The organism is Streptomyces tauricus (assembly GCF_014650955.1).
Classification (GTDB): Bacteria; Actinomycetota; Actinomycetes; order Streptomycetales; family Streptomycetaceae; genus Streptomyces; species Streptomyces tauricus.
In genome coordinates, this window is sequence record NZ_BMVY01000006.1 from 230,221 (window position 1) to 249,086 (window position 18,866).

Sequence of the window (18,866 nt, forward strand, 5' to 3'; positions counted from 1 at the left end):
CGTCGAACTCGTCGAACTCATCGGACGGTCTCCTTGGAGGGCTGGGTGCTCCGGCGGGGGGTGCCGGTGGTGGTGTCGGCGGTGAGGGCGAAGAAGACGTCGTCGAGGTCGGGGGTGTGCACGGTCAGCTCGTCGGCCTCGACGCCGGCGGAGTCCAGCAGGTCGAGGACGGCGCGCAGTTCGCGCTGGCTGCCGTCACTGGGGAGTTGCAGCGTGAGCGCCTCGTCGTCGCGGACGGCCTCGCGCAACCTGGAGGCGGCGGCCCGGTAGGCGTCCGGGTCGGTGAAGCGGAGCCGGACGTGGCCGCCGGGGATGAGGCGCTTGAGTTCCTCGGCGCTTCCCTCGGCGGCGATGCGGCCGTCGTGGAGGACGGCGATGCGGTCGGCGAGCTGGTCGGCCTCTTCGAGGTACTGGGTGGTGAGGAAGACGGTGACGCCCGTGGTGACCAGTTCGCGGATGATCCGCCACATGGTGTGGCGGGAGCGGGGGTCGAGGCCGGTGGTGGGTTCGTCGAGGAAGATGATCCGCGGGCTGCCGACCAGGGTCATGGCGATGTCGAGGCGGCGTCTCATGCCGCCGGAGTAGGTGGAGGCGGGCTTCTTCGCGGCCTCCGTCAGGTCGAATCGCTCCAGCAACTCGGCGGCGGTGCGGCGGCCTTCGGAGCGGGGTAGGTGGTGCAGGTCCGCCATGAGGAGCATGTTCTCCTCGCCGGTGATCAGTCCGTCCACGGCGGAGAACTGGCCGGTGACGCCGATCGCTGCGCGTACCGCCTGGGCGTCGGTGGCCAGGTTGTGACCGCCTACGTGCAGGTCGCCCGCGTCGGCGGTGATGAGGGTGGAGAGGATTTTCACGGCGGTGGTCTTGCCTGCGCCGTTCGGGCCGAGCAGGGAGAAGACGGTGCCGGTGGGCACGGTCAGGTCGATGCCGTCGAGGATGGTTTTGGCGCCGTAGGCCTTGTGGAGGTGCTTGGCCGTGATGGCGTGGGGGTGGGGGTGGGGTGGGTGGGGTGCGGTTTTCGTCATGCCCGCAGGTTGCTGTGGGGCGCATTCAGCGGGGTTTCAGGGCGCTTTCAGGGGGCTGAACCGGGGGGTGGGGGCGGGTTTGTGGGGCTGGTTGCGCCGTTCCCCGCGCCCCTTGGGGGGGGCTTGGTGGGCCTCAGCCGGTGTTGGTGCGGGTGGGTCGGGGCTGGCCGCGCCGTTCCCCGCGCCCCTTAGGGGGCCCTGGTGAGCCTCAGCTGGTATTGGTGCGGGTTGGTTGGGGCTGGGTGCGCCGTTCCCCGCGCCCCTTTCGGGGCTCCGGTGGGCCCGGGTTGTGGGGCGTCGGGGGGTGAGGGCTGGCCGCGCCGTTCCCCGCGCCCCTTTTGGGGCCCGGGGGGGCCGGGTTATGGGGTTTCGGGGGTCGACTCGCGGCGGTGGGTTACCAGGGCCGCTAGGCCGTCCAGGATTCTTTGGAGGCCGAATTCGAAGTGGTCGAAGTCCGCGCTGAAGGAGTCCTCCGAGAGCGCGGCCATCACCGGGTAGCGCCCGCTGGCCATGGCCTTTTCCAGGACCGGGTACTGGGCGGCCCAGAACTCCGTGTCCGTCAGACCGGTCGTGCGCTCGGCCTCCTGCGCGTACAGCTGGGTACGGGCGGCCCCGGTGACGTACGAGTCGATCATGACGACCGCCGAGACCAGCTCCGGGTCGCTCAGGCCCATGGGCTTGATGCGGGAGATCACCTTCTCCATGCCCTCGACGGCGCCGGGGCCGAGCACCGGGCGGGACTGGTTGGCCTTCAGCAGCCACGGGTGGCGCTGGTAGAGGGCGAGGTTCTCGCGGCCGAGGGCCTCCAGCGCCGAGCGCCAGTCGTCGCCGTAGACGGACGGGTCGTCGTCCGTGCGCTGGACGCGGTCCAGCATCAGGTCGAGCAGCTCGCCCTTGCCGGGGACGTACCGGTACAGCGTCATCGTGCCGGTGCCCAGCTCCGCGGAGAGCCGCCGCATCGACACCGCCTCAAGACCCTCCGCGTCCGCGACCCGGACGGCCGCCTCCACGATCCGGTCGAGGGTGAGACCGGGTTTGGGGCCGCGGCTGGGGCGCGGCCCCGTGTCCCACAGCAGGTGGAGCGTGCGGACGATGTCTCCGCTGCCGCTGGTGTCCATACCGCCCGAGCCGCTTGTCATGAGCCTCAGAATAGGCCCCCGCAAGAAAACTGGGTACGGCGTACTCTGAAAAGGGTACGGTGTACTCAGTTTGGCGAACTCCGGCGGACGTCACGGGTGGAGGAGTGCTGTGGGTGTGAGCGATTACGCGGTACGGGCCGAAGGGCTCGAGAAGAGGTACGGGGAGAAGCGGGCCCTCGACGGCTTCGACCTCGCCGTGCGGGAGGGCACGGTGCACGGTCTGCTCGGACCGAACGGCGCGGGCAAGACCACCGCCGTCCGCATCCTGTCCACACTGGTCAAGCTGGACGGGGGAAGCGCCCGGGTCGCCGGTGTCGACGTGGCCTCGCGGCCGGCGGAGGTACGGGCGCGGATCGGGCTCACCGGCCAGTACGCGGCACTGGACGAGGTGCTCACCGGCCGGCAGAACCTGGAGATGTTCGGACGGCTGTTCCACCTCGGCGGGCGCCGGGCACGGCTGCGCGCGACGGAACTGCTGGAACAGTTCGACCTCACCGACGCCGCCGGCAAGGGAGTCGGACAGTACAGCGGCGGCATGCGGCGGCGCCTGGACCTCGCCGCGTCGATGATCCTCACCCCGGCCGTGCTGTTCCTGGACGAGCCCACGACCGGGCTCGACCCGCGCGGACGGGGTGAAGTGTGGGACTCCGTACGGGCGTTGGTGGCGGGCGGCACCACCGTGCTGCTGACCACGCAGTACCTGGAGGAGGCCGACAAGCTCGCCTCGCACATCACCGTGATCGACCAGGGGCGGGCCATCGCCGACGACACCCCGGACGGGCTGAAGAACAGGGTGGGCGGCGACCGGATCGAGGTCGTCGTCGCCGAACGGGCCGACGTCGCACGGGCGGTGAAGGTCGTCGCCCGCGTGTCGGACGGTGAACCGGAGTCGGACGAGACGGAGTTGAGGGTGCACGCGCCCGTGACCGACCGGGTCGCGGCGCTCACCGAGGTGGCGCGGACCCTCCAGGACGAGGGAGTGCGTGTGGAGGACATCGGCCTGCGCAGGCCCAGCCTCGACGACGTGTTCCTGCGCCTGACCGGCCACCGCACGGACGCCGCCGACGACGACACGAAGGAGGTCGCGGCATGAGCGGCACGGGCGGCATGGGCGGCACGGGCGGGGTGACCGGCGCGACCGGGATGACCGGGGTGGAGGTCCACGGCCGGGGGCGTACGTACTGGGTGCTCGCCGACTGCTGGAACGTCGTCCGGCGCGGACTCACCCACTACCAGCGCCAACCCGTCAACATCGCCTGGCAGTTGGGCTTCCCCATCCTGTCCGTGCTGCTGTACGGATACGTCTTCGGCAGCGCGATGACGGTCCCGGGCGGCGGCGACTACCGGGACTTCCTGATGCCGGGCATGTTCGTGATGACGATGGCCTTCGGGTTCATCAACACGGCGACGGTCGTCGTGTACGACTCCACGAAGGGCGTCATCGACCGGTTCCGCTCCATGCCGATGTCGCCGTCCGCCGTCGTGGCCGGGCGCGGGGTCACCGATCTCATCGTCGCCTGCGCCGAGCTGACGATCCTGATGCTCACCGCGCTGGCCATGGGCTGGCGGCCGGACGGCGGCTTCGCCTTCCTGGGGGCGTTCGGGCTGCTGCTGTGGCTGCGGTTCGCGCTGATCTGGCTGGGGGTGTGGCTGGGGCTTCTCGTGCCCAACCCGGAGGCGGCGGGCGGCCTGTTCGCGGTCGCGTTCCCGCTGACGATGATCTCCAGCATCTTCGTCGCGCCGCAGCTGATGCCGGACTGGCTGGGCCATGTGGCCGCGTGGAACCCGATCTCGTCGACGGCGGCGGCCACCCGCGAACTGTTCGGCACGCCGGTGGGCGGCGGCGACACGTGGGTGGAGCAGCACGCACTGCTGATGGCGGGCGTGTGGCCGGTCGCCCTGACGCTCGTCTTCGTCCCACTGGCGGTACGGAGGTTCCAGAAGCTCAGCAGGTGAAGCGGTCAGCGGTCAGCGGTTAGCGGTTGACGGTTCGACCGCCGCGCGGTGCGCGGTTCATGACGTGCGGTGTGCGGTGCGCGGTACACGACGTGCGGTGCGTGGCGTTCGGGAACTCAAGTGTCCCGAATGCCGCGCACCGTCTTGACGTGTCCACGAAGGATCCCTTCCATGGGGGTGCGCGGTGCGGTGGGAGCGCTCCCACCGGCGTTCCGGGCCCGCGTCTTCCCGATCTCCCCCGAGATCTCCCCCGAGAGGAAGCAGCGACATGTTCCGCAGCTTGCGAAGAGCGCTGGGTGCTGCCGCCGCGGCGCTCCTGTTACCGCTGGCCGGGGTCCAGGCCGCACACGCGGACACGGCAGCCGTCGTGAAGTCCACCGTCGTGAAGTCCACCGTCGTGAAGTCCACCGTCGTGAAGTCCGCCGCCGCGGAGGCCGCGGCCCCCGGAGCCGGTTACTGGCACACCAGCGGCCGGCAGATCCTGGACGCCGCAGGACAGCCGGTACGGATCGCCGGCATCAACTGGTTCGGGTTCGAGACGTCCAACAATGTCGTGCACGGACTCTGGGCGCGCGACTACAAGAGCATGATCGACCAGATGAAGTCACTCGGGTACAACGCCATCCGGCTGCCGTACAGCGACGACATCCTCAAGAGCGGTGCCACAGCCAACAGCATCGACTTCTCCGGCGGCAAGAACGCCGACCTCCAGGGCCTGACACCCCTCCAGATCATGGACAAGCTCGTGGCGTACGCGGGTCAGGGCGGCCTGAAGGTCATCCTGGACCGGCACCGGCCGGACGCGGCGGGCCAGTCGGCGCTCTGGTACACGTCGGCGGTCCCCGAGACGACCTGGATCACCAACCTCAAGTCCCTGGCGACGCGCTACAAGGGCAACTCGACGGTGATCGGCATCGACCTGCACAACGAGCCGCACGATCCGGCCTGCTGGGGCTGCGGCGACACGACGAGGGACTGGCGGCTCGCCGCCCAGCGCGCCGGGAACGCGGTCCTGTCCGCCAATCCCGAGCTGCTGATCTTCGTGGAGGGCGTGCAGACGGTCGACGGGGTGTCGGGCTGGTGGGGCGGCAACCTGATGGGGGTCGCGCAGTACCCCGTACAGCTGGACGTCCCGAACCGGGTGGTCTACTCCGCCCACGACTACGCCACCAGCGTGGCCCAGCAGAGCTGGTTCGGCGATCCGTCCTTCCCCGCCAACATGCCGGGCGTCTGGGACAAGTACTGGGGCTACATCTTCAAGCAGAACATCGCCCCGGTGTGGGTGGGCGAGTTCGGTACGACGCTCCAGTCCACCGTCGACCAGAAGTGGCTCGCGGCGCTGGTCAACTACCTCCGCCCCACGGGCACGTACGGCGCCGACAGCATCTCCTGGACCTTCTGGTCGTGGAATCCCAACTCCGGTGACACGGGCGGCATCCTGAAGGACGACTGGACGACCGTGGACACGGTGAAGGACGGCTACCTGGCGAGCGTGAAGGCACCGGGCTTCGCGCCGGGAGACGGCGGCGGTGACCCCGGTGACCCGGGCGACCCCGGCGGCGGCAAGCCCGCCTGCACCGCGGCGTACACGGTCACCAACGACTGGGGCGGCGGCTTCAACGCCGAGGTGAAGGTGACCAACTCCGGCACGACCGCGCTCAAGTCCTGGAAGACGACCTGGACCTGGCCCGGCACCCAGAAGATCACCAACATCTGGAACGCGTCGCACACCCAGTCCGGCCCCACGGTGACGGCCACGAACGCCGCCCACAACGGAGCGGTGGCGGCGGGCGGTTCGGCGACGTTCGGGTTCGGGGGAGCGCCGGGGGGTGGGGGCGTACCCGTGGTGAGTTGCACGGCCACGTGAACTGAAGCGCACGGCCGGACGGGCTGATGCCGGCTGGCTGTGCGCACCGGCCGCTCCCCCTGGGCCGGTTTCAGCCTAGGCTCCGCGAGTTTGGAGACCCTAACCTGAAGAGTGACGGAACAAGAGCGGGATTGCGTGATCGACGGCTCGGTTATGACGTGCTCTGCCCGCTCCAGCTGTCCTCCTGCGGAGACTCCCATTGATGCAATAGCGTGCGGGAGGCGGTGATAGCAGGAGATACTGGACTATCTCAAACATGCTTGCTCGACGTGTGCAGTCAACTGCCTGATGGCGCGGAGGAGTCGAGGGTGGCCGATGGGGACCTTCCCGAGCTCATCTGGCGCAAAAGCAGCGTCTCTGATCCGGGTGACTGTGTCGAGGTCGCCTTAGGGAGGGGGAGGGTCCGAGTCCGCGACTCCAAGCGGCCGGCTGGGCCCAACTTGGCTTTCTGTGAAGCGAGTTGGAGTGGCTTCCTGTGCGATCTCCTCGGGAGGCGTCCGGATCGGACGACGGGATGAGCGATTTTCGGCCTTCGGGGTAGGGGGCCAGCGGGGCGGAAGGTGCATGTGGTTCGATTGGGGCTCTCGGCGACGCAGCATCCCGAGCACCACCAGAGGCGCAAAGGAAGACTGGCTGGGGACATGATGGGGGATTCCACCGGACCATCGCATGTGACGCGGAATGGTGAAGCGGACGGACCGAGGCCCTTATTGCCGCTGGCTGTCGTAGCGGTGGTTCTCTGTGTTCTGGCCGGCGGTACAGCGACCACGGCAGGGGTGCTTCTGTCGTTCACCGTTACAGCTGAGGCTCGGCCCTGGGTCTGGGCGGCTGTCGGCACGCTCACCGCCGGGGGTGCGGGGCTGCTCCTTGAACGTGGGACTACGGCTGCGGCTCGCCACTTCCCGAACCTGGTGGGCCGGGCTCCGGATGGCCGTTACCGGTCACCGGATCGGTAGGGGCGGGATCGGCAGGAGTCGGCGCGGCGGGCGGCGGGCCGGGGGGTGGTTCCTGGCGCAGCGCTCGTAGGCGCCGCCATGCGACAAAGCCGCTGAGTCCGCCCAGGCCGAGGATGCTCCCTGTCAGGTGGAGCGTGGAGGGGACCGCGGCCGGGTCGATGGCCCTGGTGATGGCGGAAAGAACCACGGCCATCAGGTACGCGACAGCGGATCCCACTGATATGAGGCACACCAACCAGAGGCTCGCCCGCCGAAAGTTGATCTGGGCCGAGTCCTCGTACAGGACGTCACGTATCAGGTCGCGCCACGTCGGAGGACGGCCCACCAGCGGTGGCGGACCGCGGAGAGCGGTAGGAGGAATTTCGACATCATCCGTCTCCGTGTCGTCGCCATGCTGCTGAGCCGGTCCCTGCTCGGGCACGGCGAGAAGCTCGCTGAGCCGTATCCGTTGGTCCCGTATCCATGTGAAGAACCCCGTCACGGGCCTCTCCCGGTCTCTGCCCGACTGTTGCCAGTGGGGATGTCGCTTCCTACTAGGACGGGCTGTCCGGCAGGCCTGCCGAGGGCTCGGCGAGGCCGTTCGGGTATTGCGTGATGATCTCGTCGACGAAGGCGGTCATCCGGTCCCCGTGGAGGGCTCGGGCGCGGGAGTTCTGGAAATCAGTCAGGTAGTCGTCGACCGCCGACTGATCGTTGCGGGTGGTCAACCCTCCGCTCGCCGTCTCCGTGAACAGCACGTCGTCGTCATCCGTGAAGGTCAGTGCGATCGATCCACTGCGCAGCACCGCATGGGCGCCGACGCTGAACGGCACGACATCCAAGGTGACATGCGAGTGTTCCGCCGCGGACTTCAGATGCTGCAGCTGGGCGCGCATCACGGCCGGTCCGCCGATCCAGCGGCGCAGCGCGGCCTCGTCCACCAGGAAGTTCAGATCCGGCTTCTCGTCCCCGCGTAGCAGTCGGTCCTGGCGCTCGCCGCGCAGGCCGACGATGGCGTCCAGGCGCTCGGGCGAGTTGCGCTTCTCCAGCAGGGCGCGGGTGTAGTCCTCTGTCTGCAGCAGCCCCGGAATGAAAGTCGGGTGATAGGCGTACAGCGCGTCCGCGGTGCCTTCGAGTCCTAGATAGATCGCGAACTGCGGATCAACGATGTCCCGATAAGGGCTCCACCACGGGGGCCTGCGACTGCCCCGGGTGGACTCCTCCAAGTCCTCACGGATCTTGGCGTCGTCGATGCCGTAGAGATCCAACAGGGCGCGCAGGTCGGTCACCGAGACTCCGACCGAGCCGCCTTCGATGCGGATGACCTTCGACGGGGACCAGGACAGGGCTTCAGCGACATAGGGCTGGTTGAGGCCGGCCTTCTTCCGGAACGTGCGCAGGGCCAGGCGGACCTTGCGTCGTTCCAGTGCCGGGTCCTTGGGGGTGGCCATGGCCCTGTGCTCCTACCTCTCCGGGTCCTGCTCAGCTGGCGCGGCGCCGCGTCGACGATGGGCGAGGCGGAATCTGCCAGGTAGCAGATTGACCGTAGCAGATTGTCGGTGGCGATTGGGTATGCGCATTCGTAACCTCGCCGACAGCTGCATGGCGTCAGCCTACCTTCGAGTGACGGAAAACGCGTAATGGCTCTTCCGGGGCTCGGTGATGACGGTGCGTCACGGCGTACGCAACCGGGGTCGCCGACCGCCCGGCTGACGGGCCGGAACCTTCCTGGGCACGGAAAAGGCCTGGTCCACCAGCCGGAACGGCTGGTGGACCAGGCCTATAGGAGAACTCGGCGGGCTGTGCCGACTACAGCTTCTCGATCACGTAGTCGATGCACTTCGTGAGTGCCTCTACGTCCGCCGGGTCGATCGCCGGGAACATCGCCACGCGGAGCTGGTTGCGGCCGAGCTTGCGGTAGGGCTCGGTGTCGACGATGCCGTTGGCGCGCAGGACCTTGGCGACGGCTGCCGCGTCCACGTCGTCCGAGAAGTCGATCGTGCCGATGACCTGCGAGCGCTTGGCCGGGTCGGTGACGAACGGGTTCGCGTACTTGACGTCCTCAGCCCAGGTGTAGAGCGTGCGCGAGGAGGTCGCCGTGCGGCCGACCGACCAGTCCAGGCCGCCCTGGCCGTTGATCCACTCCAGCTGGTCGTTCAGCAGGAAGAGGGTCGCGAGGGCCGGGGTGTTGTACGTCTGGTTCTTGCGGGAGTTGTCGATCGCCGTCGGGAGCGAGAAGAACTCCGGTACGTGGCGCCCGCTCGCGTGGACGCGCTCGGCGCGCTCGATCGCGGCCGGGGAGAAGATACCGATCCACAGACCGCCGTCCGCCGCGAACGACTTCTGCGGGGCGAAGTAGTAGACGTCCGTCTCCGCGATGTCGACCGGGAGGCCGCCCGCGCCGGAGGTGGCGTCCACCAGGACGAGGGAGCCCTCGTCGGCGTTCGCGACCCGCTTGACCGGGGCGGCGACACCGGTGGAGGTCTCGTTGTGGGTGAGCGCGTAGACGTCCACGCCGGACTGGGCCACCGCCTCCGGGTGCGTACCCGGCTCGGAGGTGATGACGTCCGGGTCGGCCAGCCAGGGCGCCAGCTTGGCCGCCTTCGCGAACTTCGACGAGAACTCGCCGAACGTCAGGTGCTGCGACTTGTTCTCGATCAGTCCGTGGGTCGCCACGTCCCAGAACGCGGTGGAGCCGCCGTTGCCGAGGACGACCTCGTACCCCTCGGGGAGACGGAAGAGGTTGCTCACACCCTCGCGGACCTGGCCCACGAGATTCTTGACCGGGGCCTGGCGGTGGGATGTGCCCATCAGGGACGTGCCGGTTGCGGCAAGCGCGCTGAGCGACTCCGTTCGCACCTTGGAGGGGCCCGCGCCGAAACGGCCGTCGGCGGGCTTGAGGTCTGCGGGGATCTGGATATCAGCCACAACGGGAGCGTAGCCGTTCCCGGAAACCTGGGTGAAACGTCGTCCGTCGGATGAGACGCGCGGGGGGTCCGACGGGCTTGTTCTCGTCCCCGCCGCCCCTACCCGTTCCCGTTACGTACTCAGGGGCTCCGCCCCCGAACCCCCGGTCCTCAAACGCCGGACGGGCTGAGGGGGCGCCGGACGGGCGGATGTCTTCAGCTGTCCGGCGTCATGGGTGTCGGAGACCTCGTGGTGCGGTCGGTGTGAAGTGGACCGGGAGGGTGGTCAGGCTGCCCAGCCAGGGGGAGGGCCGGCGGGTCAGGGAGGCGGTGGGGACCGCCAGGTCGAGGTCGGGGAGGCGGTCCAGGACCACCTCGATCGCCGTACGCGCGATCACCTCGGCGATCTCCTGCGCCGGGAACGGACACCGGTGCTCCCCGTGCCCGAAGGAGAAGTGCGCGCTGTTGCCGCCGGTCAGGGCCGTGCCGTGGGTACGGATCTGCGGGTCGTGGTTCGCGGCCTGGATACCGAGGAGCAGCAGATCCCCGGCCCGGACGGCGCGACCGCCGAGCCGGGCGTCGCGGGACGCCCAGCGGCCGGCCACGTTCTGGGTGGGGGTGTCCTCCCACAGGACCTCGTTCATGGCCTCGGCGACACTGCGCCGCCCCCCGAACAGCGAGGCCGCGAACCGGTCGTCCGTCAGCATCAGCCGCAGCGAGTTGCCGATCCAGCCCGCGGTCGGCTGCTGGCCCGCGGTCAGCATGACGATCAGATCCTTGGCGATCTCCTCGTGCGTGAGGGCGGGGCCCGCCGCCGTACGCCCGGAGGCGAGCATGCGGCTGACCACGTCGTCCGCGGGCCGCGCCGCCCGGTCGGCCACCAGCCGCGCCATGCACGCGGCCACGTGCAACTGCCCCGCCATGGCGTCGCCGCGCCCGTCGACCATGTCGTTCAGGGCGGCGACGAGGCCCGGCCCCTGCTCGTCGGCGAAGCCGTAGAGGGTGGCGAGGACCCGTACGGGGAGCAGGGCCGCGTACCGCGCGACGAGGTCCGTCGTGCCGTCGGCGCACACCGCGTCGATCAGCTCGTCGGCGAGCCGTTCGGCGTGGGCGCGCAGCTCGAAGGGGTCGACGGCTTCGAGCGCGCCGCCGATCACCGCCACGCGCGCGCGATGGCGGTCGCCGACGGTGTGCAGGACGGAGGAGTGCCCGCGGCCGATCATCGGCAGCAGCGGCCAGTCGTCGGGGACACGCGCCCACTGGTTCCAGAGGCCGGAGTCACGGCTGAACAGCACGGCGTCCCCGGTGACCTGGTGCAGCTCGCGGTAGCCGAGGACGAGCCACGCCGGGATGTCCGCGTCGAGCAGCACCGGGGCCACCGCGCCGAACTCACGCCGCAACTCCCGGTAGAGGGCGGCCGGTTCGGACCGGAACCGGGGACTGTCCAGGCGTACGGGGCCAGGGCCAGGGCCCGCGCCAGGGCCAGGGCCAGGGCCCGGGCCGAAGTCATGGCCCGGGTCCGAGCCCGCGCCGTTGCTCGGGATCGGGCTCACCGGGTTGTCTCCCGGGCGGCCTTACAGGTGGTCGCGTCGGCCGTCGTCCGGTGTCGTGACCGGGCGGCCTCAGAGGTTGCGGAGTCCAACGAGCACCTGTTCCAGGACGTGGGGATCGGGACGGCCGCCGAGTTCGGCCCTGCGGGGATGGCGGGCGCTGACGCGGCCCTCGGCGAGCAGGTCGCAGAGCAGGATCTTCGTGATGGTGACCGGAAGCCGAAGCTCGGCGGCGACCTCGGCGACGGCGGTGGGCCGCCCGGTGAGGCGCAGGATCGCCGCGTGCTCCGACTGCATGCCCGGCACCGGGTCGCACTCGGCGACGACCAGCGTCAACAGGTCGAAGGGCGTGCCGGGCGCGGACCGGGTACGCCCCTGGGTGAGGGTGTAGAGCCGGTCGGGCGCGTCGTCCCTGCCCGGGCGGCTCATGGCCGGCGTGGTGGCGCGCTCAGGTGTCCGTCGAGTTGTTCCACGAGTTGGCCCATGTTGTGTCCGACGATCCCGGTGTCGGCCTCCTCGGTCGTGACCAGGGCCAGGTGCGCGCCCTCGCCCGCCTCGACGATGAACAGGATCCCGCCGTAGAACTCGGTCATGGCCGACCGTACGTCCCCGGTGCCGTCCCCGAACTGGAGGGAGGCCCCGTGGGACAGCGCCTGGATCCCCGCGGCGATGGCGGCGAGGTGGTCGGCCTGGTCGACGGAGAGTTCCGGCGTACTGCACAGCTTGAGGCCGTCCCGGGAGAGCACGAGCGCGTGCCGGGCACCCGGGGTGCGCGCCAGCAGCCCCTGTACGAGCCAGCCGAGCTTCTCCTCGGTCGTCGACGTGCTGGAGGTCGCGGAGGTGATGGAGGTGGACGACGTGACGGAGGTGGTGCCGGTGTGGACGCTCATGACGTGGGGTCGCCTTCCGGGTGGGGAGTGGCAGGGCTCGTACGGGCCTGTACGGGCTCGTCCGCCGGAGGGCGGCGCACGGCTTGGCGGAAGTTGTCGAAGCGGGTGGCGCGGTTCATGACGTCGTCGGGGGTGGGGTGGGAGGTCTCCCGGGAGGTCGCTCGGGAACCGGGTGTTCCGGCGCGGTCGGCGTCGGCCTCCGCCGTGCCGTCGACCGCGGCCCCGGCTTCGGCCCTGGCTTCGACCGCGGCTTCGGCTTCGGCCTCGGCGAAGGTGCGGCCGCGGTGACGCCGGGGGAGCAGTTCGGCGTGATCGGCGGGCCGGGGCCGGAAACCGTGGGCGGGCACCGGCTCCGGGTCCAGGTCGGGGACGGCATGGGAGGCCGCGTACGAACCGTGGGAGCCGGACCAGGGGAACTCCTCCGGGTCGTCCGGGACCGACCAGGGGCCGGGGCGCGGGCCGGGGAAGGGCGACGAGGACCCCCGTACGACCGGGTCCGGGGCCGAGGGCGAGGCGGGCGAGGGCGGGGGCTGGGGTGAGGAAGGTGCCCGGAACGGCGGCGGTGTCGGGGTTGGGACGGAGGTCCGCGCGGAGGTCGGTACGGAGGTGGCCGCAGCCGCCTGATCGGAGGCGGACGCGGACGCAGCGGCCGGAGTCGACGCCGACGCAGGGGTTGGAGTCGGTACTGACGTCGACGCCGACAGTGGGGTCGCGAGGATGTCCTGCGGGATGCGGACCAGGACGCCCGTGCCGCCGCGCGCCGAGGGGCGGAAGGAGACCGTCAGGCCGTACTTGCGGGCGAGCCGGCCGACGACCGTGAGGCCGAGCCGGGCGCCGGTGAGACCGCCGAGCCCCGTCTCCGTACCCGAGACGGCCCGTTCGGCGCGCCGGAGTTGGGCCTCGCTCATCACCAGGCCGCTGTCCTCCACGGAGACGATGACCCCGGCCGGTACCTCCTCCACGTAGACGTGCACTTCGGCCGTCGGCGGTGAGAAGGTCGCGGCGTTGTCGAGGATCTCGGCGAGCGCGTGCATGACGGCCTCGGCGGCGTGCCCGGCGACCGCCGCCTCGCTCGCCGAGTGGACGCGTACGCGCTGGTAGCCGCCGATGCGGCCCATCGCGCCGCGCAGGATCGACTCCATGACGATGGGGCGCGCCCAGCGGCGGCCGGAGCGCGCGCCCGTGAGGACGGCGACGGAGTCGGCGAGACGGCCCGCCTGGGCGGTGCGGTGGTCGAGGTGGAGGAGGTCGGCGAGTACGTCCTCGTCGGCGTGCCTCTCCTCCATGGCGCGCAGGTCGGCCAGCATGCTGGTGGTGAGGGCCTGGAGGCGGCCGGCGGTGTTGGCGGAGGCCGAGACGGCGGTGGCGCGGTCGGTTCTCGCCTGGCGCAACTCGTCGGTCACGCGCGCGTTCTCGGCGCTGAGGCGGGTGCGCTCGCGGTCGAGTTCGGCGGCGAGTCGCACCTTCTGGTGGGCGTTCTGCTCGGCGAGTCGCGCGCGTTCACGGGTGAACTCGTCGGTGAGGCGGGCGTGTTCCCTGGCGGATTCCTCCGTGAGGGCGGCCTTTTCCTGAAGTAATCGGCCGGCGTCCTGGGAGACCGCTTCGAGACGGCGGAGGAGTAATCGGGAGGTCTGGGCGGCGTGACCGGCCACGGCCACGGCGGCGCACAGCAGGAGCAGGGCCGCGCCCAGGCCCCAGCCGAGGGGGACGCGCGCCTGAGCGGGAGCCAGGGCGACCGCGGCTCCGACGGCGAACCCGGCCGGTACGACCGTCAGAAGCGGAGCGACCGCGACGGCACGCAGACGGGGGCGTGCGCTGCCGAGTTGTGCGAGGGACGGCCGATCTTTTGTGGGGCGCGCTTGCGAGGTGGGCGCGGTCATGAATCGTGTCCTCGGTCGTGTCCTGGGCGGGATGCGACACCTGGTGCTCAACTGGCGGTCACTATATGGGACTTCGTGATCGGAACGGGCACGTTCCGGCGCACTCTCACAATTCGTCCGCGAATAACTGAGGAGCCGCCCCGGCGCGCAATGGGGCGCACGAAATAGAAGAGCGCCCCCGATCGCCAGTTCCCCCTCGGGCGGGGGCCGCCGCTCCGAGGGACGCCCCCGGCAGCCCCGCCAGGGGCGCGGGGAACTGCGCACCCGACCACGGCGGCACGGGTAGCCGAAGCCCGCCCGCGAGGCCTGCCCCCGGGGGGGGCTAGGGGCGCCGCTTCGGGGGACGCTCCCGGCAGCCCCGCCAGGGGCGCGGGGAACTGCGCACCCGGCCACAGCGGCACCGGCAGCCGAAGTCCGATCGCGAGGCCTGCCCCCGGGGGCTGGGGCCGCCGCTTCGGGGGACGCTCCCGGCAGCCCCGCCAGGGGCGCGGGGAACTGCGCACCCGACCACGGCGGCACGGGTAGCCGAAGCCCGCCCGCGAGGCCTGCCCCCGGGGGGAGCTAGGGGCGCCGCTTCGGGGGACGCCCCGGCAACCCCGCCAGGGGCGCGGGGAACTGCGCACCCGGCCACAGCGGCCCCGGCAGCGCGAGGGCACATGCTTGGGCACATGACCGAAACGGATCTCGGGAAGCTGCAGTCGGAACTGCGCAAGACCGTCCGCGGCGAAGTCTCCTTCGACGCGACCGCGCGAGCGCTGCACACCATGGACGCGTCCAACTACCGCCGCGTCCCCCACGGCGTGGTCGCCCCGAGAGACGCCGACGACGTAGCGGCGGCCCTCTCCGCGTGCGCCGAACTCGGCGTACCGGTAGTGCCCCGAGGCGGCGGCACATCGATCGCCGGCCAGGCGACCGGCACGGGCGTCGTCCTCGACTTCACCCGCCACATGAACCGGATCGTGTCCCTGGACGCCGACACCCGCACCGCCGTGGTCCAGCCAGGAGTCGTCCTGGACCGCCTCCAGGAGGCAGCCGCACCGCACGGCCTCCGCTTCGGACCCGACCCCTCGACCCACGCCCGCTGCACGCTCGGCGGAATGATCGGCAACAACTCCTGCGGCTCCCACTCGGTCGCCTGGGGAACCACCGCGGACAACGTGCGCGAACTCTCCGTACTCACCGCACGCGGCGACCGCCTCCGCCCGGGCCCCGCCTGGGCCGGCGCCCCCGACGGCCTACGGGCCCTGGTGGAAGCCGAGTTGAAGACCCTCCGCACCGGCTTCCCCGCCCTCCCCCGCCGTATCTCCGGCTACGCCCTCGACGCACTCCTCCCCGAACGCGGCGCGGACGTCGCACGCCTCCTCTGCGGCTCCGAGGGCACCCTCGGCATCCTCACCGAGGCGGCCGTACGCCTCGTGGAGGCACCCCGCGCGCGTGCGCTCGCCGTCCTCGCCTACGCCGACGAGAGCGCGGCGGCGGAAGCGGCCCCCGGCCTGCTGCCCCACGGCCCGATGACGGTGGAGGGGATGGCCGCCGACCTCGTACCGCCGGACGCGCAGCTACCCCGAGGCGGCGCCTGGCTGTTCGTGGAGACGGGCGGCGACACGGCGGCACATGCACGCGCGCGTGCCGAGGCGATCGCCCGCGTGGCGGACGTGACGGACTCCCTGGTCGTCACCGACCCCGCAGCGCAACGCACCCTGTGGCGTATCCGCGAGGACGCCAGCGGCACGGCGACCCGCATGCCGGACGGCACCGAGGCCTGGCCCGGCTGGGAGGACTGCGCGGTACCACCGGCCCGCCTCGGCGCGTACTTGCGGGACTTCAGGGGCCTGTTGACGTCCCACGGGCTGCGCGGGGCGCCGTACGGCCACTTCGGGGACGGCTGCATCCACGTACGCATCGACTTCGACCTGCTGACCCCCGCGGGCGTGACCCGCTTCCGCCGCTTCTCCGAAGAACTGGCCGAACTGGTCGTCGCGCACGGCGGCTCCCTGTCCGGGGAGCACGGGGACGGACAGGCGCGGGCGGAGCTGCTGCCGAAGATGTACGGGCCCCGGGTGATCGGGCTCCTCGAGCAGGTCAAGGACCTCTGGGACCCGGACGGCCTGCTCAACCCCGGCATGCTGGTCAGGCCGCACCGCCTGGACGAGAACCTGCGCTTCGCGGCCCTCCCGCGCGAACCCGTGGACGTCGAGTTCGGCTATCCGGCCGACGGCGGGGACTTCTCGGCGGCGGTACGCCGCTGCGTCGGCGTGGCCAAGTGCCGCACCGAGACGGCGGGGGGCGCCTCGGTGATGTGCCCGTCCTTCCGGGCCACCGGCGAGGAGGAGCACTCCACGCGCGGGCGTGCGCGACTGCTGCACGAGATGCTGGCCGGCGAGGTGATCACGGACGGCTGGCGCTCCACGGAGGTACGCGACGCGCTGGACCTCTGCCTCTCCTGCAAGGGCTGCCGCTCGGACTGCCCGGTGGGCGTCGACATGGCCACGTACAAGGCGGAGTTCCTGCACCACCACTACGAGGGCCGCAGGCGGCCGGCGGCGCACTACGCCATGGGATGGCTGCCGTTGTGGCTCCGCCTGGTGGACCGCACGCGCACGGCACGCCTGGTCAACGTCCTCTCCTCCGTCCGACCCCTGGCGGCGCTCGCCAAGCGGCTGGGCGGCATCGCACCGGAGCGGGAGATTCCGCGGGTGGCGGGGGAGACGTTCAGCCGGTGGTGGGCCCGGAACGGCGGAGCCGGGCCGCAGCCCACGGAACCTAGGACCGGATCCGCGGAGCCACGGACCGAGTCCTCCGGACCAGGGACGGTCCTCCTCTGGCCGGACACCTTCACCGAGCACCTCTCCCCGTCCGTCGGCAAGGCGGCCGTACGGGTCCTGGAGGCGGCGGGCCTGAACGTGACGCCGGTGACCGCCGACGGGCGACCGTCCACTCGCGGCCCGGGGGTCTGCTGCGGCCTGACCTACATCTCGACGGGACAACTGGACCGAGCCCGTACGGTGATGCGCCGCACCCTCGACCTGATGGACCCACTCCTGGACTCCCTCCCGGGCTCTCTCTCGGAGCCGGCGTCCGCTTCGGGGCCCCCGCCCGTCGTCGTCCTCGAACCGAGCTGCGCGGCAGCCCTGCGTACGGACCTGCCGGAGCTGCTGCCCGACGATCCGCGCGCGCGGCGCCTGGCGGCGGCGGTGGTGACGTTCGCGGAGGCGCTGGAACGCCACGCCCCGCACTGGACACCCCCGCGTCTGGACCGCCCGGTGGTGGGCCAGACCCACTGCCACCAGCACGCGGTCCTCGGCGACGCGGCGGACCGCCGCCTGCGCGAGGCGGCCGGCCTGACCGGCACCCTGGCGGGCGGCTGCTGCGGTCTCGCGGGCAACTTCGGCTTCGAGAAGGGCCACTACGAGGTGTCGACGGCCTGCGCCGAGGAACAACTGCTCCCCGCGGTCCGCGAGGCCCCAGACGGCACGGCCGTTCTGGCCGACGGCTTCTCCTGCCGCACCCAACTACACCAGACGGCGCAGACAAGGGCCCACCACCTGGCAGAGCTCCTGGCGGCCGCCCTCCCCCCGGCCTGACCCACCCCGTGGGCCCCACAGCCCACCCCCCACACCCCCGTAAGCTGCAAACCCGCTTCACAACCCTGACCAAGTCCATTACCCTGGACTGGCCAGTCCATCACGATGTACAAAACATGTACCCCACCCGAACTTCCTGGACGCCCCCGTGACCCTCCCCAGCGCCGACCCCGCCACCCCCGCGGCGACCCCGGACCCCACGTCCGAACCCTCCGCCGCCACCCCCGGGGCCCCCGGCACCCCCGGGACTCCCCGAGGCATACGCGCCCTGGGCCCGGTGGGCCTGGTCCTGGCCGGAGGCATCAGCGTCCAGTTCGGCGGCGCCCTCGCCGTGACCCTCATGCCGCGCGTCGGGGCACTCGGCGTCGTCGCCCTGCGCCTCGCGGTCGCCGCGATCGTGCTGATGGTGATCTGCCGGCCCAAACTGCGCGGACACTCCCGCGCCGACTGGGGCACCGTCGCCGTCTTCGGCATCACGATGGCCGCGATGAACGGCCTCTTCTACCAGTCGGTGGCCCGCATCCCCCTGGGCCCCGCCGTCAGCCTCGAAGTGCTCGGCCCGCTGATCCTCTCGGTGGTCGCCTCACGCCGGGCCGTCAACCTCGTCTGGGCCGGCCTCGCCCTCGGCGGTGTCTTCCTGCTGGGCGGCGGAGGCTTCAGCACCCTCGACCCGGCCGGTGTCGCCTTCGCCCTGTCGGCAGGCGCCATGTGGGCCGCGTACATAGTTTTCAGCGCGCGTACGGGGCGACGCTTCCCACAGGCCGACGGGCTCGCGCTGGCGATGGTGGTCGCGGCGGTGGCGTTCCTGCCCCTGGGGCTCGTCGAGTCGGGCGACAGACTCCTGAACCCGACGACGCTTGCCCTCGGCTCAGCCGTCGCGATCCTCTCCTCCGTCCTCCCGTACACGCTGGAACTGCTCGCCCTGCGCCGGATGCCCGCCTCCACCTTCGCGGTCCTCATGAGCCTGGAACCGGCCGTCGCCTCGATCGCCGGCTTCCTGGTGCTGAGCCAGACCCTGTCCGTCACCGAAGGGCTCGCGATCGGCCTGGTCATCGCGGCGAGCATGGGGGCCGTACGCACCCAGGTGGGGCGCGGCAGAGCCAAGAACGTGCCCGAGTCCTGAGCCCTGGGGCCTAG

14 protein-coding genes are annotated in these 18,866 nt (G+C 71.2%); 6 read left to right on the plus strand and 8 right to left on the minus strand.

The features are described 5' to 3' along the window. Positions 1-17: 17 nt before the first annotated feature. Positions 18-1,022, minus strand: a complete 1,005-nt coding sequence (locus IE278_RS13225) for an ATP-binding cassette domain-containing protein (protein WP_189771889.1) — start codon at positions 1,020-1,022, stop codon at positions 18-20. A gap of 359 nt (positions 1,023-1,381) precedes the next feature. After that, positions 1,382-2,161: a TetR/AcrR family transcriptional regulator gene (locus IE278_RS13230; protein ID WP_189771890.1), complete on the minus strand. Its 780-nt coding sequence runs from the start codon at positions 2,159-2,161 to the stop codon at positions 1,382-1,384. Between the two features lie 115 nt (positions 2,162-2,276). On the opposite strand from IE278_RS13230, the gene IE278_RS13235 reads away from it, so the two are divergent. From IE278_RS13235 to IE278_RS13250, 4 genes are all read left to right on the plus strand, one after another. Then, positions 2,277-3,254, plus strand: coding sequence for an ATP-binding cassette domain-containing protein (locus tag IE278_RS13235; protein ID WP_189771891.1), 978 nt, complete (start codon positions 2,277-2,279; stop codon positions 3,252-3,254). Positions 3,255-3,304: 50 nt separating this feature from the next. Continuing rightward, entirely contained in the window at positions 3,305-4,117 is an 813-nt protein-coding gene (locus IE278_RS13240) for an ABC transporter permease (protein ID WP_189772045.1), read from the plus strand. A gap of 268 nt (positions 4,118-4,385) precedes the next feature. Next, positions 4,386-5,984 carry a cellulase family glycosylhydrolase gene (locus tag IE278_RS13245; RefSeq protein WP_189771892.1) on the plus strand — a complete coding sequence of 533 codons (1,599 nt, stop codon included), beginning with the start codon at positions 4,386-4,388 and terminating at the stop codon, positions 5,982-5,984. A 308-nt stretch (positions 5,985-6,292) separates the two neighbouring features. Then, the gene (locus IE278_RS13250) at positions 6,293-6,502 is read left to right on the plus strand and encodes a DUF397 domain-containing protein (RefSeq protein ID WP_189771894.1); all 210 of its coding nucleotides are present in this window, start codon (positions 6,293-6,295) and stop codon (positions 6,500-6,502) included. A 971-nt stretch (positions 6,503-7,473) separates the two neighbouring features. Here IE278_RS13250 and IE278_RS13255 read toward each other — a convergent pair. The 6 genes from IE278_RS13255 to IE278_RS13280 all read right to left on the minus strand — a co-directional run bounded on the left by IE278_RS13255 (position 7,474) and on the right by IE278_RS13280 (position 14,145). Continuing rightward, positions 7,474-8,370 (minus strand): helix-turn-helix domain-containing protein, encoded by an 897-nt coding sequence (locus IE278_RS13255; RefSeq protein WP_189771896.1) that lies wholly within the window; start codon positions 8,368-8,370, stop codon positions 7,474-7,476. A gap of 358 nt (positions 8,371-8,728) precedes the next feature. After that, positions 8,729-9,847 carry a phosphoserine transaminase gene (gene serC / locus IE278_RS13260; protein ID WP_189771898.1) on the minus strand — a complete coding sequence of 373 codons (1,119 nt, stop codon included), beginning with the start codon at positions 9,845-9,847 and terminating at the stop codon, positions 8,729-8,731. Positions 9,848-10,055: 208 nt separating this feature from the next. Then, complete coding sequence (locus IE278_RS13265; RefSeq protein ID WP_189772048.1) at positions 10,056-11,273, minus strand: cytochrome P450; 1,218 nt, start codon at positions 11,271-11,273, stop codon at positions 10,056-10,058. A 174-nt stretch (positions 11,274-11,447) separates the two neighbouring features. Next, entirely contained in the window at positions 11,448-11,804 is a 357-nt protein-coding gene (locus tag IE278_RS13270) for a DUF742 domain-containing protein (RefSeq protein WP_189771900.1), read from the minus strand. Then, complete coding sequence (locus IE278_RS13275; protein ID WP_189771902.1) at positions 11,801-12,265, minus strand: roadblock/LC7 domain-containing protein; 465 nt, start codon at positions 12,263-12,265, stop codon at positions 11,801-11,803. The genes IE278_RS13270 and IE278_RS13275 overlap by 4 nt, the downstream gene beginning before the upstream one ends. Further along, complete coding sequence (locus IE278_RS13280; protein ID WP_189771903.1) at positions 12,262-14,145, minus strand: sensor histidine kinase; 1,884 nt, start codon at positions 14,143-14,145, stop codon at positions 12,262-12,264. The genes IE278_RS13275 and IE278_RS13280 overlap by 4 nt, the downstream gene beginning before the upstream one ends. Before the next feature lie 668 nt (positions 14,146-14,813). On the opposite strand from IE278_RS13280, the gene IE278_RS13285 reads away from it, so the two are divergent. Further along, entirely contained in the window at positions 14,814-17,729 is a 2,916-nt protein-coding gene (locus IE278_RS13285; protein WP_189771904.1) for an FAD-binding and (Fe-S)-binding domain-containing protein, read from the plus strand. 148 nt (positions 17,730-17,877) lie between these two features. Continuing rightward, on the plus strand, positions 17,878-18,852 hold the full coding sequence (locus IE278_RS13290; protein ID WP_189771905.1) for an EamA family transporter: 975 nt from the start codon (positions 17,878-17,880) through the stop codon (positions 18,850-18,852). Positions 18,853-18,866 lie beyond the last annotated feature (14 nt).